This is a genomic window from Paraburkholderia strydomiana (assembly GCF_046030495.1).
Taxonomy (GTDB): domain Bacteria; phylum Pseudomonadota; class Gammaproteobacteria; order Burkholderiales; family Burkholderiaceae; genus Paraburkholderia; species Paraburkholderia strydomiana_A.
The window spans coordinates 76,016-94,931 of record NZ_JAQQCJ010000032.1; the positions used below are offsets into that span (position 1 = coordinate 76,016).

Below are 18,916 nucleotides of genomic sequence, written 5' to 3' on the forward strand. Positions count from 1 at the left end.
CATGGACTTCACATTCAACGACGAGCAGCAGCAATTCGCGGACGCGCTGCGCCGTTATCTGGACAAGAGTTATGGGTTCGAAGCGCGCCAGGCGATCGTGCGCTCGGAGTCCGGCGTGTCGGATACGCATTGGGCGGCCTTTACCGAATTGGGTCTGACTGCGCTGCCGGTGCCGGAGGCGCAGGGTGGCTTCAACGGCGGTCCGATCGACATGCTGGTGGTGATGCAGGAGCTTGGCCGAGCATTGGTCGTCGAGCCGTATTGGGCGACCGCGGTGGGCATCGAGGCGCTGCGCCTCGCGGGCACGGGGGAGGGGGAAGACGCGTCGCTGCTGGAACGCGCGGCGCAAGGCGAGCTCAAGTTGGCCGTGGCATTTCACGAGCCGCACGCGCGCTATGAACTGTTCGACGTAAAGACGACAGCAAGCGGGCAGGGCGAGCAGCACACCTTCACCGGCACGAAATCGGTCGTGCTGCACGGCGCGCAAGCGGATGCGTGGATCGTGCCGGTCCGTCTGAACGGCGAGATCGCGCTCTTTGTCGTTGCGCGCGAGGCGGCCGGCGTCAAGGTCACGGATTACCGCACGATCGACGGGCAACGCGCCGCGACGCTCGAGTTCGACGGCACGCCCGGGCGCCGGCTCGCCGGCAAACATGCAGGCGCGGCAGCGCTCGAACATATCGCGGACTACGGCACGTTGCTGCTGTGCGCGGAGGCGATCGGCGCGCTCGACGCGCTGAATCTCGCCACGGTCGACTATACGAAGACGCGGCAACAGTTCGGCCAGCCGATCGCGCGCTTCCAGGCGTTGCAGCATCGCATGGTCGAGATGCTGATCCACGCCGAGCAGGCGCGTTCGATCACCTATCTGGCCGCGATGCGCTATTCGAGCGAAGACGTGGATGAGCGCCGCCGCGCCATTTCCGCCGCGAAGGTGCGGGTCGGTCAGGCCGCGCGGTTCGTCGGGCAACAGGCGGTGCAGTTGCATGGTGGCATGGGCGTCACGAACGAAGTGGCCGCGGCGCATCTGTTCAAGCGCCTCGCCATCATCGAAACCACATTGGGCGATGTCGATCATCATCTCGCGCGATTCGCCGCGCTGCCTGGCTTCATCACGGCCGAAGCCTGATCAGCTCCTTCAACCGGACAAAAAAGAGGTGCGACGATGGGATTGAGTTTCGAGGACATGGAAGCCGGCACGACCACGGAAGTCGGCAAGCACACGTTCACGCGTGAAGAGATCGTCGAGTTTGCACAGAAGTTCGACCCGCAGCCGTTCCATCTGGACGAAGCCGCGGCGGCCGAGTCGCCGTTTCGCGGCCTGGTGGCAAGCGGCTGGCACACCTGTTCGGTGATGATGGGCATGCTGGTGCGCAACGTGCTGGCGGGCTCCACGTCGATGGGCTCGCCCGGTATCGACGAGATTCGCTGGTTGAAGCCGGTGCGTGTCGGCGACACGATCACGATGATGAACGTCGTGGTCGACAAGCGGGTATCGGAAAGCAAGCCGGATCGCGGCATCGTGTCGACGCGCTGGGAGGGCATCAATCAGCATGGCGAAACGGTGATCACGGTGCGCTCGAAGGGCATGTTTGGACTACGTCATCCGGGAGCCGCAGCATGACGACCGTCGCGGCGCCTGCGGCGACTCTGCATAATGCGGCGGCTTTGCGTGCGCTGATCGGCGCTGAGCCGCTGGTCAGCGAATGGCTGACCGTCGATCAGGCCAGGGTCGATCGTTTCGCCGAGGCCACGGGCGACCATCAATGGATTCATGTCGACCCGGAGCGTGCCCAGCGCGAGTCGCCGTTTGGCGGTCCGGTCGCGCATGGCTTTCTGACGTTGTCGTTGATTCCGGCTCTGCTCGGCAAGACGTTGGCGATTGACCAGCGCATGGGCGTCAACTACGGCCTGAACCGCGTGCGGTTCACATCGCCGGTCCTGGTCGGCTCGCACCTGCGCGCGAAATTCGCGGTGGAGGCGGTCACGGATGTCGATAACGCCGGCGTGCAAGTCCAATGGAGCGTCACGCTGGAGCGGCAGGGCAGCGAACGGCCGGTGTGTGTGGCAGAGTTCATCACGCGGCATTACTTCTAGCGCTTCAGCGCGGACATGTCGTAAAAAAGCGCGAGCCGGCATGCATGCCGGCTCGCGCTTTTTTAACAGCAATGAGCAGTGAGGAATGGGTCGAGCCTAAGAAGCGGCAGCGCCCCCGCCAATGCAGCGGAAATGCCTAATGCTTGGCGTACTGCGTCGCGCCGAACAGCATCTCTTTGGCCTTGTCGTCCATCAGCGGTACTCGGGCAGACGCCAGCACTTCGACGCCGCGCATCACCGCCGGCCGCGCCGCGATCTCTTCATGCCAGCGCTTCACGTTTGGAAACGCATCGAGGTCGACACCCTGATTTTTCCATGAGCGGGTCCACGGAAACGCGGCGATGTCCGCGATCGTATAGTCGTTGCCCGCGAGGTACTGCGTCTTGCCGAGTTGCGTGTCCATCACGCCATACAGGCGCCGCGTCTCGTTCGTGTAGCGGTTGATCGCGTATTCGATCGGCTCAGGCGCGTAGATACGGAAGTGGTGAGTTTGCCCGAGCATCGGACCCAGGCCGCCCATCTGGAACATCAGCCATTGCAGTGTCGAATAGCGCGCGGCCGGATCGGTCGGCAGAAACTTGCCGGTTTTCTCGGCAAGATAAATCAGGATCGCGCCCGACTCGAACAGCGCGAACGGTTTGCCGTCGGCGGTTTTGGGGCCGTCGGAATCGACGATCGCCGGGATCTTGTTGTTCGGACTGATGGCGAGAAATTCGGGTTTGAACTGGTCTCCCGCGCCGATATTCACAGCGTGTGCGGTATACGCGAGGCCCGTTTCCTCGAGCATGATGTGGACCTTGTGGCCGTTCGGGGTCGCCCAGCTATAGACGTCGATCATCCTGGCTCCTTTGTTCGTGAAAGCGGCGCCGAACAAGGCGCCGCCATTAACGAAAATTAGAGCATAGTTCGCACGAAGCTGCTTGCGGCGCCGCGAGCCACACTCGACGCTACGATCCCTTCGAGCCGTGCATTAACGCCGGCTCAAACGCCGGCGTGCTCAAACACGCGTAACCGGCATCTCCACGCGAGCCGCCGCGCCCGCATCCATATGACGCGCGAGTTCGAGTTTGGCGATGGCGTTGCGGTGCACTTCGTCGGGACCATCGGCGAAGCGCAGTGTGCGGGCCGACGCGTACGCATACGCGAGCGGAAAGTCGTCGCTGACACCACCGCCGCCGTGCGCCTGAATCGCCCAGTCGATCACCTGACACGCCATGTTCGGCGCGACCACCTTGATCATTGCGATCTCGCCGCGTGCGCCCTTGTTGCCGACGGTGTCCATCATGTACGCGGTCTTCAGCGTGAGCAGGCGCGCCTGCTCGATCATGCAGCGCGCCTCGGCGAGGCGCTCCTGCGTGACACCTTGCGCCGCGACCGGTTTGCCGAACGCGATGCGTTGCAGCGAGCGTTTCGCCATCAGTTCGATGGCGCGCTCGGCGAGGCCGATCAAGCGCATGCAGTGATGGATGCGCCCCGGCCCGAGGCGGCCTTGCGCGATCTCGAAGCCGCGGCCTTCGCCGAGCAGCAGGTTGGTGGCGGGCACGCGCACGTTATCGAGCGTGATTTCCATGTGGCCGTGCGGTGCGTCGTCGTAACCGAAGACGGTGAGCGGACGGTGCACGGTGATGCCGGTGGCGTCGGCGGGGATGAGGATCATCGACTGCTGCTGGTGGCGCGGCGCGTCGGGATCGGTCTTGCCCATCACGATATAGATTTTGCAGCGCGGATCGCCCGCGCCCGACGACCACCACTTGTGGCCGTTGATCACGTAGTAATCGCCATCGCGCACGATGCGGGTCTGGATGTTGGTCGCATCCGACGACGCCACTTCCGGCTCCGTCATCAGAAACGCCGAACGGATGTGGCCTTGCAGCAGCGGTTCAAGCCACTCGCGTTTGTTGTCCTCACTGCCGTAGCGTTCGATCGTCTCCATGTTTCCGGTGTCGGGCGCGTTGCAGTTGAACACTTCGGGCGCCCAGGGCACGCGGCCCATGATCTCGCACAGCGGCGCGTATTCGAGATTCGTCAGCCCGGCGCCGCGCACGGAGTCCGGCAGGAACAGGTTCCACAAGCCCGCGTCGCGCGCCTTCTGTTTGAGTTCCTCGATCAGCTCGGTCGGCAGCCATGCGTTGCCGTTCTGGCGATTGCGCGCAATCTCCGCATAGAACGCCTGCTCGTTCGGATAAATGTGCTCGTCGAAGAAGGCGAGCAGCTTTTCGCGCAACGCCTGAACCTTCGGGGTGTAATCGAAATTCATCTAGGACCTCGCGGATAACGGACAGCGGATGATGTGGGTTCGGAGCGCGTCGTGTGGGAGCAGAGCCCGGAGCGTAGGCACCGTAGCGCATCGCTCCGGACACCCGGCCCCGCGCGCGAATTCAGTTAGCGCACCTTCTGCGCATAGCGCCACGCAAGTTCGGCCATCGGCTTAGCGCGACGTCCTGCATCGAGCGCCTGCGCGCTGGCCGCGGTGCCGTCGACGACGCGCTTCATGATCCCTTGCAGGATCGCGGCGATGCGGAACATGTTGTAGGCCAGATAGAAATTCCAGTCGCCGTGAATCTCAAAGCCGGTGCGCTGGCAATAACGTGCGACATACTGCGCTTCATCGGGGATGCCCAAGGCGGCCCAATCCAGGCCGGCGATGCCGCGGAACTGCGCCGGATCGACATGCCACGCCATGCAGTGATAGGCGAAGTCGGCGAGCGGATCGCCGAGCGTGGACAGTTCCCAGTCGAGGACCGCGAGCACGCGCGGTTCGTGTGGATGGAAGATCAGATTGTCGAGCCGGTAGTCGCCATGTACGACCGATGCGCGTCCACGGGTCTCGGCCGGCATGTGTTGCGGCAGCCATTCGATCAGCCGCTGCATCGCGTCGATCGGTTCGGTCTCGGACGCCAGGTACTGTTTGCTCCAGCGGCCAATTTGCCGTGCAAAGTAATTGCCCGGCTTGCCGTAGTCGGCGAGACCTGCGGCCTCGACATCGACGCTGTGCAACGCCGCGATCACACGATTCATTTCGTCGTAGATCGCCGCGCGCTCGGTGGGCGTCATGCCGGGCAGCGACTGGTCCCACAACACGTGGCCCTCGACGAACTCCATCACGTAGAACGCGCGGCCGATCACGCTTTCGTCCTCGCATAGCGCGAGCATTTGCGCGACCGGCACGCCGGTATCGGCGAGTGCGCGCATCACGCGATACTCGCGTTCGACGGCGTGCGCGGAGGGTAGCAGTTTCGCCGCGGGACCGGGCTTCGCGCGCATCACATACGAACGCGACGGGGTAACCAGCTTGAACGTGGGATTGGACTGGCCGCCCGCGAATTGCTCGAGCGTGAGCGGTCCGGCAAATCCGTCAACCTGCCGGGTGAGCCATGCGGCGAGCGCGGCGGTGTCGAAGCGCTGCCGCTCGTTGAGCGGGCGCGTGCCCTCGAAGGCCGAATAGTCCGGCTTGTGTGCGGGTTCGCCAGTCGATGTGGCTTGCACCATGTGTCTCCTCCAGTTCGGGTTCAGCTACGCTTGTATTGAATGAATTGTGCGTAGAGCATTTCCATCGTGGTGTTGCGGACGTCGCGATGCAGCGGCGACGGCGGTGAATAGTTGAGCGTGCGCAGCACCCAGTCGCGCGGCGCCGCGCCGACATCGAGCGCGTTGATGCAGCCGGTGGCCTGCGCCAGGTGGCCGAAGAACGTGCGGCCGCCCGCGGTGATCGCGTGCGACAGAATCGCGCGATTCACGCCGCCGTGCAGGACCAGCAACACGGTGTCCCACGAGCTGTCTTCGCGCAGCGCAGCGACTGCCGGCAGCACGCGGTCGAACAATGCGCCAATGGTTTCGCCATCGAGAAAGCGCGTGCTTTCCGGCACGATGCCGTCGAACACGCCAAGAAACGCGGCTTCCAGGTCCTGCATGGGAATGCTGCCGAGCTTGCCGCCGCGAATCTCCTGCAACGCGGGCTCGATTTCGAGTTCGATCTGCTGGCCCGTTTCGGCCAGCACGCGCTGAGCGGTTTCCACCGTGCGCGGCAAACCGCTGACGATCACACGATCGAAGCGCACCCCTTGCCCGGTGAACACGCGGCCCGCTGCGCTCGCCTGCTCGCGGCCGTTGGCGTTCAACGGCACGGTCTCGGGATCGATCGCGCGGCCGGAGTCGTCGAAGTAGGTGACGTCGCCGTGCCGCATCAGAAAGATGCGGCGGCGTTTGGGCAGTTGGTAGTCAGGCATGGTCGCTGGGTTCATTCCTCGTTCAATCGCGGTTCAATCGCAGTTCACTCAGGGTTCACTCACGGTTCACTTATAGACCGGCGCGCGTTTTTCGAGGAACGCGGAAATCCCTTCGAGCCCTTCGCGGTGATGCAGCGAAGCGACGAAGCTGTCACGCTCCGCGACCAGATGCTCGGCGAGCGGCTGCGTGCCGGCCGCGCCGATCAACCCCTTGATACGCGCGACCGAATTGGGCGAGATCTTGCCGAGTTCGTCGGCCCAGCCGACGGCGGCATCGCGCGCGGAACCCGGCTTGGCCAGCTTGTTGACGACGCCGAGTTCATGCAGACGCGCAGCGCCGATCGGCTTGCCTTCGATCAGCACTTCGGTGGCCAACTGGCGCGGCAGTGCCTGGGCGAGAAACCACGAACCGCCGCCGTCGGGCGTCAGGCCCACGCGTGCGTACGACATCACGAATTTGGCGTCGTCCGCGGCGACGATCAGGTCGCACGCGAGAGCGAGCGAGAAGCCCGCGCCGGCGGCGGCACCATCGACCGCGGCGATCACCGGTTTCGACGACAGACGCAGCGCCGAAATCCACTGGCCGAGCAGATCGATGCTCTCCGCCTGCACGGACGGATCTTTCGCGCGGTTTTCGAGCAGGCGGTTCAGATTGCCGCCCGCGCAGAAGAAGTTATCGGCGCCGGTGATCACGATGGCGCGGATCGACGGATCGCGCTCCGCCGAGTCGAGCGCTTCGATGCCGGCCGCGTACATGTCCGGATGCAGCGCGTTGCGCGCGCCGGGGTTCGACAGCGTGAGAACCAGTGTCGATTCGCTTTCGGTCGGGCGCGAGGTCAGCAGTTCGGCGCTCATGCGAGGGTCTCCTTTTGCGTTTGCGTTTGACTATCCGCCGCGTCGCGTTGCGTCAGCGACAGACCCAGTTGCGCGCGCCGTGCGAGCCACGGTGACGGACGGTAACGCGGGTCGCCGAGCACGCTGAACATATTGCGCAGGATCGTGAGGATGGTGGTGGCGCCGAGCGCGTCGCCGAGCGCGAGCGGGCCGCGCGGGTAGCCGAGACCGAGCGTGACGGCGAGATCGATGTCCTCGGGCGTGGCAATCTGCTTTTGCGCGATCTCGCAGCCGATGTTGACGATCGTCGCCACCACGCGTTGCGCGACGAAGCCCGTCGAGTCGCGAATCACGGTGACGGGCACGCCATCGGCGGCGAATAGCGCATGCGCGGCGTCGCGTGCGGCGCGTGTGGTGGCCGGCGTGGTCATCAGCGTACGGCGCTGTGCGCCGACGAGCGGGAAGAGGGCGTCGATGGCGACCACGCGGCTCGCGTCGAGCGCTTCGTCGACGGCGGACGTCGTCGCATCGTGACCGAACGGCGTCACGACGATCAGCGAGTCCGCTGCGGGGGTGACGCCGTCGTCGAGCTTCACGCCGGCGTTGCCGACGAGTTGCACGACGGCCTCACACGCTTGCGGATAACGCTTGCTGACCCACACGCTCGGCGGCAGTGCCGTCGGTGCGGGCGCTTCGGCGCTCACCTGCTGCTTGCCGTCCACGTAGCGATAAAAGCCTTCGCCTGTCTTGCGGCCGAGCAGTCCGCCCGCGAGCCGCGTGCCGGTGATCGGCGACGGCGTGAAGCGCGGCTCTTCATAGAATTGGTGGTAGATCGACTCCATCACCGGATGCGAGACGTCGAGTGCGGTCAGGTCCAATAATTCGAACGGTCCGAGGCGAAAGCCCGCCTGTTCGCGCATGATGCGGTCGATCTCCGCGAAACTCGCGACGCCTTCACCCGCCACGCGCAAGCCCTCGGTGTTCATGCCGCGCCCCGCGTGATTCACGATGAAGCCGGGCATGTCCTTGGCGCGTACCGGCGTGTGGCCCATGCGGCGCGCGAGATCCATCAGCGCATCGCCCGCCGCGGGGTCGCTGCGCAGACCGTCGATCACCTCGACGACCTTCATCAACGGAACAGGATTGAAGAAGTGATAACCGACCACGCGTGACGGATCGGTACAACCGGCAGCAATTGCCGTGATCGATAGCGACGATGTGTTGGACGCCAGCACGCAACGGCCGCTCACCACGGTTTCGAGTTCGCGAAAGAGCGCCTGCTTCACATCGAGCTTTTCGACGATCGCCTCGACGACCAGGTCGCAGCCCGCCATCTCGCCGATCGCCTGCGCGCCGCTCACGTTGGTCAGCGCGGCAAGCGAGCGTGCCTGGTCGAGCTTGCCTTTGGCCGTCAACTTGGCGAAAGTCTCGGCGAGATAGTCGCGCGCGGCGCCGACAGCGGCGGGGTTGGTGTCGTACAGGCGCACCTTGAGGCCCGCGAGCGCGGCGATTTGCGCAATGCCACGGCCCATTGCGCCGGTGCCGACAATGCCGATAGTCTCGATGCTGAAATTGCGAGAGTTCATTGTGATGCTCGGCTCCATGGTTATTTTAGAATAGCACGATCGTGCAATTTACTGGATGATTGTTCGAAGGCCGTTGCTTTGGCTGTCGCGTCGGCAGTGATAGGCGGTCTCATACAACTCGAAGGAAGGAGACACCCGATGATCAAACTCTGCGGTTTCGCGCTGTCCAACTACTACAACAAAGTGAAGTTCGTGCTTCTCGAACACGGCATTGCGTTCGAAGAGGTGTTGGTGCTGCCGAGCCAGGACGAGGCCGTGCTCGCGCATTCGCCGCTCGGCAAGGTGCCTTACCTGCAAACCGAAGAGGGTGATCTGTGCGAATCGCAATGCATCGTCGAGTATCTGGCCGCGCGCTTTCCCGACAAGGCGATTTTCTCCGCCGACCCGTGGCAAGCAGCCAAGGAGCGCGAGATGATCATGTTCGTCGACGTGCATCTCGAACTGACCGTGCGAAATCTCTACAAGGAAGCGTTCTTCGGCGGGACGGTGAGCGATGCGACCAAAGGGCGTGTCGAGAAGCTGCTCGCGCATCACATCGCCGGCTTCAGGCGGATTGCGAAGTTCGGGCCGTATTTGTGCGGCGAGCGCTTCGGCGTCGCGGATACGGCAGGGTATGTGAGCTTGCCGCTCGTGGGCATGGCAACGCAGGCCATCTACGGCCGCGATTTTCTGCTCGACGCGGGCATCGACTGGAAGCGCTATGTGAAGACGCTCGGCGCCCGGCCGGCCGCGCAGCGCGTGACCGAAGACCGCAAGGCGTATATCGCGGCAACGCGCTCCGCGTGAGCGCAGGCGCCGCCGTTGAAACGGGCCGCTGCATGCGGGGCAAGGGGCCAGGCACGTGTGGGCCGCGGCGCGCGATGGCGAGGAACATGGGTTCGTTCGCAGCATCGCGCGGGACATCCTAGAGCCGCGCCAGTCGGTCGAGCGCGGTGGCGAGCGTGCTTTCCTGTTTGGCAAAGCAGAAGCGCACCACGCCCGATTCGTGCGCCTCGTGATAGAAGGCCGAGACTGGAATGGCCGCGACGCCGATCTCGCCAGTCAGCCATTGCGCAAACTCGGCTTCGGGCAGATCGCTGATCGCCGAATAGTCGACGCACTGAAAGTAGGTGCCCGTGCACGGCAGCAACTTGAAGCGCGAATTCGCGAGGCCCGCGCGGAAGAAGTCGCGCTTTTTCTGATAGAACGCCGGCAGGTCGAGATACGGCGCCGGGTCTTTCATGTAGTCGGCGAGGCCGATCTGCATCGGTGTGTTGACCGTGAACACGTTGAACTGGTGAACCTTACGGAACTCGGCGGTGAGCGCGGCGGGCGCCGCCACGTAGCCGACTTTCCAGCCCGTCACGTGATAGGTCTTGCCGAAGCTCGACACCACGAAACTGCGCTGCGCGAGTTCCGGATAACGCGCGACGCTTTCGTGCGGCGCGCCGTCGTAGACCATGTGCTCATACACTTCGTCGGACAGGATCAGCACGTTGGTGCCGCGCACGATCTCTTCGAGCTTGCGCATGTCTTCCGCGCGCCACACCGTGCCGGTCGGATTGTGCGGTGTGTTGATCAGCAGCAGCCGTGTTTTTGGCGTGATCGCGGCGGCGAGTTTGTCGAACGGGATCGCGTAGTCGGGCGCTTCGAGCGTGACGAAGACCGGCTTGCCGCCGGCCAGTTCGATCGACGGCAGATAGCTGTCGTAGGTCGGCTCGATCACGACCACTTCGTCGCCGCGATGGACGGTGCAGAGAATTGCCGTGAGCAATGCTTGCGTCGCGCCTGCCGTCACGGTGATTTCGCTCGCGGCGTCGTAGCGGCGGCCGTACAGGTTCTCAATCTTGTCCGAAATAGCCTGACGCAGCGGTGCGACGCCGGCCATGGGCGGGTACTGATTATGGCCGTCGCGCATCGCGTTCGCGACCGCGTCGACAATGCGCGGATCGCAGCCGAAGTCGGGAAAGCCCTGGCCCAGATTCACCGCGCCTTTCTCGGCGGCGAGCGCGCTCATCACGGTGAAAATCGTCGTGCCGACGTTCGGCAGGCGAGACGGAAACGAGGGACTCATGGGCGTATCGTGCGGTGCATTCATGGCGCTGTCCGGAGCGTGGGCGAGTGGGTTGGCGAAATCGACGAACGGAGCCGTCGACAAGGACGAAGCCTGATTGTAGGGAATCGCGGCGCTCTGTGCGCGCCACGGGCTCCGCGTTGGCCGTTTGGCCAGGATGTCATGGCGTCGGAGTCATGCGGGTGCGGGCTCGCCGGCGGCGCTCATCGAAGCGCCGAGCGCGGCGACGAACGGCGCCGGCTGCGCGATCTGGAAGCCGAAGTCGCGCGCGATCCGTTTCGCGAGCTTCAACACCGCGCGATCTTTCGACACCAGCCAGTCGGCCTGCACCGCGTGCGCGAGTTCGAGGAACTTCTGGTCGTCGCGGTCTTTGCATTTGGGCAAGGGCTTGGCGTCCTCCGCCGGTGCAGCGGGTTCGACCAGTTGCGCGAGACGTGCGACGACCGCGAGCGCGGCGGCCTTGTCCACGTTCCGATGCACGAATTGCGGATAGTCGAGCACAAAAGTGAGTTCGGCGAGACAGCGCGCGTCGATCAGCGCGGCCAGCGCGCCGCTTTCGAGTGCGGCCGCGATCGGCCGCGTGTGCGGGTCGTCGAACACGAGAATATCGATCCATACATTGGAATCGAGGACGACGCGCAAAGCGCCGTGTGAGGCATGGGAACCGGGCATTCGTTACAATCTGGCTTTCGTCTTTGACCGCCAGGCACGGCGTGCCTGCAAGCCTCTATGATAATCGTTCTGTCGCCGGCGAAATCGCTCGACTACGAAACCCCGCCGCACGTCAGCAAGCACACGATCCCCGATTTCGTCGACGACGCGGCCGAACTGATCGGTGGATTGCGCCGTTTGTCGCCCGCGCAGATCGCTTCGCTGATGGACATTTCCGATCAGCTCGCGCATCTCAACTTCCAGCGTTACGCCGAATGGTCGCCCCAGTTCGGCACGCACAACGCCAAGCAGGCGGTGCTCGCATTCAATGGCGACGTGTACGAAGGGTTCAACGCGAAGACGCTTTCGTCGGCCGACCTCGACTATGCGCAGAATCACGTGCGCGTGCTGTCCGGCTTGTACGGCTTGCTGCGTCCGCTCGATCTGCTGCAGCCGTACCGGCTCGAAATGGGCACGCGTTTCGCCAATCCGCGCGGCAAGGATCTGTACGCGTTCTGGGGCGAGCGCATCACGCAGGCGTTGAATGCGCAAATGAAGAAGAACGCCAAGGCGTCGCGCGTGCTGGTGAATTGCGCGTCGGGCGAGTACTTCAAGTCGGTCAAGCCGAAACTGCTCGATGCGCCGGTCGTCACGCCGGTGTTCGAAGACTGGAAAGGCGGCCGCTACAAGATCATCAGCTTCCATGCAAAGCGCGCGCGCGGCCTGATGGCGCGCTACGCCGTGGAAAACCGCCTCGAGCGGCCCGAGCAGTTGAAGGCATTCGACGCCGAAGGCTATGGGTTCGACGCCGCGGCTTCGAACGATTCCACTTACGTATTCCGCCGCCGCGTCGCTGAATAAGCGTTGCACCGTGCAGGGAGGCAGGGAAGAACATCATGACGTTATCGATTACGAGCAATTTCGACGCCGGCGCAATTGAAGTGTTGTCCTGCGAGGACGCCGGCAATATCCGTCTGCGCGTGCGGCCGGACAGCCACGCCGAGTTTGCGCAATGGTTCTATTTCCGCGTGTCGGGCGCGGCGGGCACGCGCTGCGTGATGACTTTCGAGAATGCCGCCGCGTGCGCGTTCGCCGAAGGCTGGCGCGACTATCAGGCGGTGGCGAGCTATGACCGGGTGAACTGGTTTCGCGTCCCGACCGCGTACGACGGTCGCGTGCTGACGATCGATCACACGCCGGATTTCGATCGCATCTACTACGCGTATTTCGAGCCGTATAGCGAAGAGCGTCATTCGGAGTTTCTCGGTGCCGTGCAGCAGATGCCGCAGGCCACGCTCACCGAACTGGGCACGAGCGTCGAAGGCCGGCCGATGTCGCTGCTCACGCTCGGCACGCCGCAAACCGGCGAGACGCCCAGGAAGAAGATCTGGCTGATCGCGCGTCAGCATCCTGGCGAGACGATGGCCGAGTGGTTTATCGAAGGTCTCGTCAAACGCCTCGTGGGCTGGGGCGATTGGGCGGGCGATCCGGTCGCGCGCAAACTCTACGATCACGCGGTGTTCTACATCGTGCCGAACATGAATCCGGACGGCAGCGTGCACGGCAATCTGCGCACCAACGCGACCGGTGCGAACCTGAATCGCGAGTGGATGGAGCCGGACGCCGCGCGCAGTCCTGAAGTGCTGCTGGTGCGCGACGCGATTCACGCGACCGGCTGCGACCTGTTCTTCGATATTCACGGGGACGAAGCGCTGCCCTATGTGTTCGTGGCCGGTTCCGAAATGCTGCCGGGTTTCACCGAACGGCAAGGTCAGGAGCAGAAGGCGTTCATCGACGCATTCAAGCACGCGAGTCCTGATTTCCAGGACAAGTACGGCTATGCCGCGAGCAAGTATCGCGAGGATGCGCTGAAGCTCGCGTCGAAGTACATCGGCAACCAATTCGGCTGCCTGTCACTGACGCTGGAGATGCCGTTCAAGGACAACGCCAATCTACCCGATGAGCGGGTGGGCTGGAACGGCGAGCGCAGTGCGTCGCTTGGCGCCGCGATGTTGCAGGCGATTTTGCGGCACGTGGAGACGTTTGCCTGAAACGAACGCTGGGAAAAAAGAGGCGCACGGTGACGCGTGGGCCTCTTTTTCTTTGGGCCGCCACTATCCGTGGCGGCGCGAGCGGATGAGTCGATGCCGCCGCAGCGGCGCCCGTCATCAGTTCTTCTTTTTCGCCGTAGGTTTTTTGGCGGTCGACTTACTCGACGTCGCTTTCGACGACTTGCCCGAGCTTGTCTTGGACGGCTTCGAGATCGCCTTCTTCGTCGTTTTGCCGCTCGAGGAGTGCTTGCCCTTGGTGCTCTTGTGCTTGCCCGACGCGGCCGGCAATCCTGACGACTCCGCACTGCGCGCGCGAGCCGGCGGCACAGGATCATTCCAGCTGAACGCGAGCATCTGGGCGCCGACATAGCCGCAGCGGAATTTCAGCGGGGTAGGGTCGCCTTCCCCGTTCTGACGGACGCCGATTCCTTCGACGATGACGATGTTGTCGACCTTGACGCGCTGCTTGCCTTCATCGAACGAATCGTTCCAGGGCGTGACCGACGCGTGCGCGCTGTCGAACGAACTGGGTGGAAAATCGACATGGTCGAAGGCGGTCGAAGTGCCGGCGACAAAGTCGCCGTGAGCCGCGCAGTCCGCGACTAGCGGGTCGGCGTGCAGGTCACTGACAAATTTGTTGACGAGATCGTTGTGCTGTTCGAGTTGATCGGCGAATGCGGGAGCGGCGCAGATGAGCGACAAACTCGCTGCAACTGTCGCCAACCGGCCGACCAGCCGCAGCAATCGGCGCGGGACGTTGGTGCGATCCATCTAGTTCTTTAGACGCGAAGAGGATATGAGGCAAGTAAGATGCCCGCCGGGAGCAGGGAGTTCAATCCTGACACAAATAATTTTGTCCTGTGCCGGTGCGCGGCTTCGGTAGGTTCGGTATGCCTACGCGGCCGACTGCGGCCACCCGTTAAAGAATCGCCGGTGTCAGGTGCGAGGGCCGCCCAGCCGGTATCGGCGCACATCATACGTGGTGACCCACGCGGGGCGGTAGACGGCAATCAACGCGGTCGACATGCCGGTGAACCAGGCCTCGCCGGTGGCGAGCAGAAACACGCTGAACGCGTAGCCGGCGGGCACCACTGTCGTTGAACCATCGGCGAGCGCGATGTGGACGCCGAGCGCCGCCGCTGCGGTGAGCGACACGGCAATGGCGGGCGAGACGAAACCCTGGCCGAAGATGAACATGAAAAGGTTGCGCGGAAGCCAGGCGATGCTGATGCGCTGGAGCAGAGTCGAGATGCCGACAGGCACCGCGCCGTACACGAGGAATGTTAGCGCGATGCCCTGCCAGGGCGCATCGAAGACCACGGCGGCAATACCTGTGACGACTGCCATCGCGATCAGTGCCAGCGCCCAGTCGAATAGCGTGACGAAGAGCGTGGCGCCGAGCAGGTGCATCACGGTGCCGTCGTCGAGCCAGGCATTGCTCGCCCACAGCACCGACACTGCGACGATGATCGCAAGCCAGACATGCTGCAGTGTGCCGTCCTGAAGTCGTTTGAAAGGATTTTTCCACAGCGCGAGCGCGACCACTATCGCAGTGGCGATCCAGCCACCGACAGCGACCCAGAACGGAAGCGGTGTGTAGAGGAAACCCATGTATCCATATTACTCGTTGGACGAGAAAAGGTGTGAGCGGATTCCATGCCAGCCGATACAAACGCTGCCTTCGAGGGCGTGTTCAGGCCGCTGCGCGCGTGGTCACGAACCTCATGCCGAACCGGGTGTGAGTGGCTTCGACGGTAGTCCGGCGGCTGGTGCGTCGCCGTAGGGTGTGCTGGGCTCGGCCGCCATCGGCAGTGAGGGGGGCGTGTCGCTGGCGGGCAACGGATACTGGAAGCGCCGCCGTTGGTGACGCCGCAGCGGAATGACCCCGGCTTGTCCCATCACCGGACGCGTCGAGCCTTCGCCGTTGTTGCACAAGACCTGCAGATGGTTCGTCAGCCAGCCGTTGTAAAGCGCGACCGCGGCGGCGCGATTGGGTGCGCCGAGTTGCTGGAATATGCTGGTCAGGTGGATCTTGACCGTGCCCTCGCTGATGCCGAGGGTGCGCGCGATCATCTTGTTGGTACTGCCCATGTGGACGCAGCGCATGATCTGCTCCTGGCGCGGCGACAGTCCGCTGGAAAGCCGATTGCGGCGTGGCGGCGGATTCTTCGCATCGAACACGCGGATGGCGGTATCCGGTGGCAGCGGGGGATCGAGGGCGAGCGCGCCAGGCGGCACGTAGTGGCCGCCGAGCAGCACCATTTCGAAGGCGCGCACAATCAGACACGGATCGGTATCGCGCGGCACGACACCGAGCACGCCTTCATCCATGAGCGCTCGCACGATGATCGGCGAGATGTCGTCGGTTAGCACTGCGACGCGCAGATCGGGGTAGTGGCTGAGCAGTTCGCGGGCATCCGCGATTGTCATCCAGTCCTGCCAGTCGATCACGAGCAGGTCGGGCCGGTGACGCCTGAAGGTGCGTTCGATCTGGCGCCAATCCTGGGCTTCGGTAAAGCGCGCCAGTCGGTCGATTTGCCGCAGTAATGCTTTGAGTCCATCACGTCGTTCAGCGTTTGAGTTGAGTATCGAGAATCTCATGCATGTCTCCAGATGAATCGGGCGAGGTGGCGCGACGTATCCGTCCGGCGCTTGAGCCAGACACATGCAATGCGTCGCCATGTCTATGATGACAAATTCCCTCCCGTTTGACGGCCTGTCCGAAAGGCATAAGAAGCATGCGCAATCAAACAAAAAGCCCCGCTGAGCGGGGCTTTTTCTCTCTCGGGCAATGCGCGGCACCGCCGCGCTTATGCTCAATGGAAATGCGGCTGCGCGGGCTCCGCGTCCTCGGGCATTTCGGCGTGGACGATTTCGCCGAGCGGATCCGCATAAAGCGGTACGCCGCAGTCATCGCAATATTCCGGCTCGAAGCGTCCCGCATGGCGCCGCACGTCGGTGACGCCGGTCTCCTTGAGCAGCGCGACGATTTCCTCGAGCGGATCGTCGGACGCTGAGCTCTCCTGCGGTTCTTCGTCGATGCCAGGTTCACCGTTCTCGCGGCCGTACAGCGGCCACACGACGCCGTAAATCACGTCATTGCTGCCCCGGCGCGTGAAGCCGACGCGGTATTCGTCGATGCGGCGCTCACCGAACCCCGCGACAACCGCACGCAACTCCTGCGGCGCGGCTCCAATTGTGTCGAATAGATAACGCACGGCGGTCCGCACCGTGTGAGGGCGCACACTTTCGTCGGCGTCGCGGCAGGCCGAGTAGTATGCATCCGGCAACAGACACTCGAATTCGCAGCCCGGCAGCACCAGCGACAGGTTGGCGCCGCCTTGGGTCGTCCATTGTTCGAGACATTGGCCGCGCTCGATCCGGCTGCCGTGCTCTTCTTCCTGCCAGCGGAACGTCGGCTCGCCCACCGGCGCCGCGACGACGGCGAGCAGGAAGCGCGGGTCGGCCAGAATCGGCGAAGTTTCCGGCAGTTCGTTGAAATTGAGCTTGACGTTGCCGCCGCCCATCGCCACCTGAGCCAGCTGCTGGGCGAGGCGCCACGTTTCGACGTGATGGCGCGGCAGCTGATCGATGCTGTACAGGAACGGCGCCATCGCGACGCGGGTGTCGGCGGCGAGCACGTGTGCTTGCAGGTGCGCGCGCAGCGCGTCGGCCGCCTCGGCTTTGAGCGGGCCGGACGGAATCATGTAGCGGGTCCAGGCGAGCACGGGCGCAGCGATCAGCAGCGCTTCATAAGACACGCCGTCATGTTCGATCACGAACGATTCGCTGTGGGTTTCTGCCATATCGGCGAGCGCGCCGTAGGCATCGGGATGATTCTGCTGCAGATGATCGAGCGCGGCGTCCAGCGTGGTCTGGTTGGCGTTGCGGACGATCCTGGCGAGCAGTGCATCGAGCTTTGCTTCCCAGAAGCGGTCCTCAGTGCGGCTGCCCGACGCGAAAAGCGCGAGCGAGAGACCGACCAGCTTGTCGGCATCGGGGGGGAGACGTTTGGCGATTCGCGAGCGCATAAATCCGGAATTGGGGGGCAGAGAACCTTATATTCTAGTCTTTTCTATGCCGTCATATTGTTTGGCCGGCAATGCCGGATGGATTAGGACGTTTCCACACGAAAAATCAGTCTGTCGCGCGGGCCGCACATCGCCTCGGCCGGATGGTATAAGACACCCCCGAGGACGGGACTCGCTTCTATACTGACGGCGTTCAGTGGGGCGCCTGACAAGCGTAGGTCAATTTGCCGCCGTGGTTTGGCGCAATAGGAGATTCGTCGTGAAATCAGACCAACTGATCGAACGTCTTGCCGCTGTATTCGCGCTGATTATTCTGGTGGGCGGCTCGCTGCTGGTGCTGGCGCCTTTCACAACCGCCTTGCTGTGGGGCGCGATTCTCAGTTATAGCTCCTGGGGGCTTTACCGGCGGCTCACCGCCGCGGTCGGTGGGCGGCGCAAATTGGCCGCCACTTTGATCGTGCTCATCATTCTGGTGGTCGTGCTGGGGCCATTCGTCTATGCGGGCTTTGCGTTCGGCGCACACGTTCACGAGATCGTTGCGCTGGTGCAAAGGCTATTCGAGGATGGCTTGCCTGAGCTCCCGCCATGGGTCGCTCGGATTCCGCTGATTGGTTCGAATATCCAGGCCTTCTGGGAGCGTCTGACCAGCGGCAATTCGGAACTGATCGCTCAGTTGCGCACGCTCGCGGCACCGGCCGGCAAGTGGATTCTGGCGGCGGCGATTGCTGTGACGCACGGTCTGGGTTTGCTGGCGTTGAGCATCGTGCTAGCGTTCTTTTTTTATACCGGCGGAGAGGGAGCGGCTGCGTGGCTCAATGCGGGGATGCGGCGCATCACCGGCGAACGCGCCGACTATCTGTTGGCGCTGGCGGGCAGCACGGTGAAGGGGGTGGTCTACGGGATTCTTGGTACCGCGCTCGTGCAAGGGGTCCTGGCGGGTTTTGGTTGCTGGGTCGCGGGGGTGCCGGCTCCGGCGCTGCTTGGACTGGCGACATTTTTCCTGTCTGTGATACCGGGCGGCCCGGTGATCGTGTGGCTGCCTGCTGCGATCTGGCTGTATCACGGCGGTGAGACCGGGTGGGCGATCTTTCTGGTCGTGTGGGGCGTGCTAGCTGTCGGCATGTCCGACAATGTCATCAAGCCGATCCTGATAGGCAAGAACAGTGACATGCCGCTGATTCTGGTGATGCTGGGTATTCTAGGCGGCGCGTTGGCTTTCGGTTTCCTCGGCGTTTTCATCGGACCGACTTTGCTGGCGGTTGCGTACACCGTGCTCCACGACTGGACGATCGGCTCGCCGGGCGCCCGTGCGTTGGCGCCCGATCTGAAGGAGCCCGCGGTCAATGAACCGCGCCGCATAGAAAAGGCGCCTTGAATAAACATTGAG

General features: G+C 63.6%; 19 protein-coding genes. 7 read left to right on the plus strand and 12 right to left on the minus strand.

The genetic code is table 11. From position 1 onward, the window contains the following. The first annotated feature begins 1 nt into the window (after nucleotide 1). Genes PQQ53_RS30780 through PQQ53_RS30790 form a run of 3 tightly spaced genes read left to right on the plus strand, consistent with a single transcriptional unit; the run spans nucleotide 2 to nucleotide 2,097 of the window. On the plus strand, nucleotides 2-1,129 hold the full coding sequence (locus tag PQQ53_RS30780) for an acyl-CoA dehydrogenase family protein (RefSeq protein ID WP_408328369.1): 1,128 nt from the start codon (nucleotides 2-4) through the stop codon (nucleotides 1,127-1,129). A 36-nt stretch (nucleotides 1,130-1,165) separates the two neighbouring features. Beyond that, nucleotides 1,166-1,624, plus strand: a complete 459-nt coding sequence (locus PQQ53_RS30785; RefSeq protein WP_408328372.1) for a MaoC family dehydratase — start codon at nucleotides 1,166-1,168, stop codon at nucleotides 1,622-1,624. Then, on the plus strand, nucleotides 1,621-2,097 hold the full coding sequence (locus PQQ53_RS30790) for a MaoC family dehydratase (protein WP_408154022.1): 477 nt from the start codon (nucleotides 1,621-1,623) through the stop codon (nucleotides 2,095-2,097). Before PQQ53_RS30785 ends, PQQ53_RS30790 begins: the two co-directional genes overlap by 4 nt. A 136-nt stretch (nucleotides 2,098-2,233) precedes the next feature. Here the strand turns inward: PQQ53_RS30790 and PQQ53_RS30795 are convergent, their stop codons facing one another. The 6 genes from PQQ53_RS30795 to PQQ53_RS30820 all read right to left on the minus strand — a co-directional run bounded on the left by PQQ53_RS30795 (nucleotide 2,234) and on the right by PQQ53_RS30820 (nucleotide 8,743). Next, nucleotides 2,234-2,935, minus strand: a complete 702-nt coding sequence (locus PQQ53_RS30795) for a glutathione binding-like protein (protein WP_408154024.1) — start codon at nucleotides 2,933-2,935, stop codon at nucleotides 2,234-2,236. 159 nt (nucleotides 2,936-3,094) lie between these two features. Then, on the minus strand, nucleotides 3,095-4,354 hold the full coding sequence (locus tag PQQ53_RS30800; protein ID WP_408150680.1) for an acyl-CoA dehydrogenase family protein: 1,260 nt from the start codon (nucleotides 4,352-4,354) through the stop codon (nucleotides 3,095-3,097). Nucleotides 4,355-4,479: 125 nt separating this feature from the next. Further along, nucleotides 4,480-5,586 carry a phosphotransferase gene (locus tag PQQ53_RS30805; RefSeq protein ID WP_408328374.1) on the minus strand — a complete coding sequence of 369 codons (1,107 nt, stop codon included), beginning with the start codon at nucleotides 5,584-5,586 and terminating at the stop codon, nucleotides 4,480-4,482. Nucleotides 5,587-5,606: 20 nt separating this feature from the next. Further along, nucleotides 5,607-6,323 (minus strand): histidine phosphatase family protein, encoded by a 717-nt coding sequence (locus PQQ53_RS30810; protein WP_408154050.1) that lies wholly within the window; start codon nucleotides 6,321-6,323, stop codon nucleotides 5,607-5,609. Nucleotides 6,324-6,389: 66 nt separating this feature from the next. Beyond that, on the minus strand, nucleotides 6,390-7,178 hold the full coding sequence (locus PQQ53_RS30815; protein ID WP_408150673.1) for an oxepin-CoA hydrolase, alternative type: 789 nt from the start codon (nucleotides 7,176-7,178) through the stop codon (nucleotides 6,390-6,392). Continuing rightward, nucleotides 7,175-8,743 (minus strand): 3-hydroxyacyl-CoA dehydrogenase, encoded by a 1,569-nt coding sequence (locus PQQ53_RS30820; RefSeq protein ID WP_408328377.1) that lies wholly within the window; start codon nucleotides 8,741-8,743, stop codon nucleotides 7,175-7,177. The genes PQQ53_RS30815 and PQQ53_RS30820 overlap by 4 nt, the downstream gene beginning before the upstream one ends. A gap of 138 nt (nucleotides 8,744-8,881) precedes the next feature. Between PQQ53_RS30820 and PQQ53_RS30825 the strand changes: the two genes are divergently transcribed. Continuing rightward, nucleotides 8,882-9,529: a glutathione S-transferase family protein gene (locus tag PQQ53_RS30825; protein ID WP_408154030.1), complete on the plus strand. Its 648-nt coding sequence runs from the start codon at nucleotides 8,882-8,884 to the stop codon at nucleotides 9,527-9,529. A 118-nt stretch (nucleotides 9,530-9,647) separates the two neighbouring features. On the opposite strand, the gene PQQ53_RS30830 is transcribed toward PQQ53_RS30825, so the two are convergent. Both PQQ53_RS30830 and PQQ53_RS30835 read right to left on the minus strand, forming a co-directional pair. Further along, nucleotides 9,648-10,820, minus strand: a complete 1,173-nt coding sequence (locus PQQ53_RS30830; protein ID WP_408154032.1) for a pyridoxal phosphate-dependent aminotransferase — start codon at nucleotides 10,818-10,820, stop codon at nucleotides 9,648-9,650. A 150-nt stretch (nucleotides 10,821-10,970) separates the two neighbouring features. Then, nucleotides 10,971-11,468 carry a putative toxin-antitoxin system toxin component, PIN family gene (locus PQQ53_RS30835; RefSeq protein WP_408150665.1) on the minus strand — a complete coding sequence of 166 codons (498 nt, stop codon included), beginning with the start codon at nucleotides 11,466-11,468 and terminating at the stop codon, nucleotides 10,971-10,973. Between the two features lie 57 nt (nucleotides 11,469-11,525). Here PQQ53_RS30835 and yaaA point away from each other — a divergent pair, with 57 nt between their 5' ends. After that, nucleotides 11,526-12,308, plus strand: a complete 783-nt coding sequence (gene yaaA / locus PQQ53_RS30840; RefSeq protein ID WP_408150663.1) for a peroxide stress protein YaaA — start codon at nucleotides 11,526-11,528, stop codon at nucleotides 12,306-12,308. Between the two features lie 35 nt (nucleotides 12,309-12,343). Further along, nucleotides 12,344-13,498, plus strand: coding sequence for a M14 family metallopeptidase (locus PQQ53_RS30845; protein ID WP_408328380.1), 1,155 nt, complete (start codon nucleotides 12,344-12,346; stop codon nucleotides 13,496-13,498). A 117-nt stretch (nucleotides 13,499-13,615) separates the two neighbouring features. Here the strand turns inward: PQQ53_RS30845 and PQQ53_RS30850 are convergent, their stop codons facing one another. The 4 genes from PQQ53_RS30850 to PQQ53_RS30865 all read right to left on the minus strand — a co-directional run bounded on the left by PQQ53_RS30850 (nucleotide 13,616) and on the right by PQQ53_RS30865 (nucleotide 17,529). Further along, nucleotides 13,616-14,269 carry a BspC domain-containing protein gene (locus tag PQQ53_RS30850; protein WP_408150659.1) on the minus strand — a complete coding sequence of 218 codons (654 nt, stop codon included), beginning with the start codon at nucleotides 14,267-14,269 and terminating at the stop codon, nucleotides 13,616-13,618. 165 nt (nucleotides 14,270-14,434) lie between these two features. Further along, nucleotides 14,435-15,109, minus strand: a complete 675-nt coding sequence (locus PQQ53_RS30855; RefSeq protein WP_408150657.1) for an energy-coupling factor ABC transporter permease — start codon at nucleotides 15,107-15,109, stop codon at nucleotides 14,435-14,437. Between the two features lie 111 nt (nucleotides 15,110-15,220). After that, the gene (locus PQQ53_RS30860; RefSeq protein ID WP_408154040.1) at nucleotides 15,221-16,099 is read right to left on the minus strand and encodes a response regulator transcription factor; all 879 of its coding nucleotides are present in this window, start codon (nucleotides 16,097-16,099) and stop codon (nucleotides 15,221-15,223) included. Between the two features lie 215 nt (nucleotides 16,100-16,314). Next, on the minus strand, nucleotides 16,315-17,529 hold the full coding sequence (locus tag PQQ53_RS30865) for a DUF2863 family protein (protein WP_408150653.1): 1,215 nt from the start codon (nucleotides 17,527-17,529) through the stop codon (nucleotides 16,315-16,317). Nucleotides 17,530-17,788: 259 nt separating this feature from the next. Between PQQ53_RS30865 and PQQ53_RS30870 the strand changes: the two genes are divergently transcribed. Next, a complete protein-coding gene (locus tag PQQ53_RS30870; RefSeq protein WP_408154052.1) occupies nucleotides 17,789-18,904 on the plus strand; it encodes an AI-2E family transporter in 1,116 nt (371 codons plus the stop codon). Nucleotides 18,905-18,916 lie beyond the last annotated feature (12 nt).

Excerpts from the sequence above, each read along its gene's own strand:
- yaaA (WP_408150663.1), top strand. The coding sequence starts at position 11,526 with ATGATAATCGTTCTGTCGCCGGCGAAATCGCTCGACTACGAAACCCCG.
- PQQ53_RS30835 (WP_408150665.1), bottom strand. The coding sequence starts at position 11,468 with ATGCCCGGTTCCCATGCCTCACACGGCGCTTTGCGCGTCGTCCTCGAT.
- PQQ53_RS30830 (WP_408154032.1), bottom strand. The coding sequence starts at position 10,820 with ATGAATGCACCGCACGATACGCCCATGAGTCCCTCGTTTCCGTCTCGC.
- PQQ53_RS30855 (WP_408150657.1), bottom strand. The coding sequence starts at position 15,109 with ATGGGTTTCCTCTACACACCGCTTCCGTTCTGGGTCGCTGTCGGTGGC.
- PQQ53_RS30845 (WP_408328380.1), top strand. The coding sequence starts at position 12,344 with ATGACGTTATCGATTACGAGCAATTTCGACGCCGGCGCAATTGAAGTG.
- PQQ53_RS30820 (WP_408328377.1), bottom strand. The coding sequence starts at position 8,743 with ATGAACTCTCGCAATTTCAGCATCGAGACTATCGGCATTGTCGGCACC.
- PQQ53_RS30795 (WP_408154024.1), bottom strand. The coding sequence starts at position 2,935 with ATGATCGACGTCTATAGCTGGGCGACCCCGAACGGCCACAAGGTCCAC.
- PQQ53_RS30780 (WP_408328369.1), top strand. The coding sequence starts at position 2 with ATGGACTTCACATTCAACGACGAGCAGCAGCAATTCGCGGACGCGCTG.
- PQQ53_RS30825 (WP_408154030.1), top strand. The coding sequence starts at position 8,882 with ATGATCAAACTCTGCGGTTTCGCGCTGTCCAACTACTACAACAAAGTG.
- PQQ53_RS30860 (WP_408154040.1), bottom strand. The coding sequence starts at position 16,099 with ATGAGATTCTCGATACTCAACTCAAACGCTGAACGACGTGATGGACTC.
- PQQ53_RS30800 (WP_408150680.1), bottom strand. The coding sequence starts at position 4,354 with ATGAATTTCGATTACACCCCGAAGGTTCAGGCGTTGCGCGAAAAGCTG.
- PQQ53_RS30785 (WP_408328372.1), top strand. The coding sequence starts at position 1,166 with ATGGGATTGAGTTTCGAGGACATGGAAGCCGGCACGACCACGGAAGTC.
- PQQ53_RS30815 (WP_408150673.1), bottom strand. The coding sequence starts at position 7,178 with ATGAGCGCCGAACTGCTGACCTCGCGCCCGACCGAAAGCGAATCGACA.
- PQQ53_RS30810 (WP_408154050.1), bottom strand. The coding sequence starts at position 6,323 with ATGCCTGACTACCAACTGCCCAAACGCCGCCGCATCTTTCTGATGCGG.
- PQQ53_RS30850 (WP_408150659.1), bottom strand. The coding sequence starts at position 14,269 with ATGGATCGCACCAACGTCCCGCGCCGATTGCTGCGGCTGGTCGGCCGG.
- PQQ53_RS30790 (WP_408154022.1), top strand. The coding sequence starts at position 1,621 with ATGACGACCGTCGCGGCGCCTGCGGCGACTCTGCATAATGCGGCGGCT.
- PQQ53_RS30865 (WP_408150653.1), bottom strand. The coding sequence starts at position 17,529 with ATGCGCTCGCGAATCGCCAAACGTCTCCCCCCCGATGCCGACAAGCTG.
- PQQ53_RS30805 (WP_408328374.1), bottom strand. The coding sequence starts at position 5,586 with ATGGTGCAAGCCACATCGACTGGCGAACCCGCACACAAGCCGGACTAT.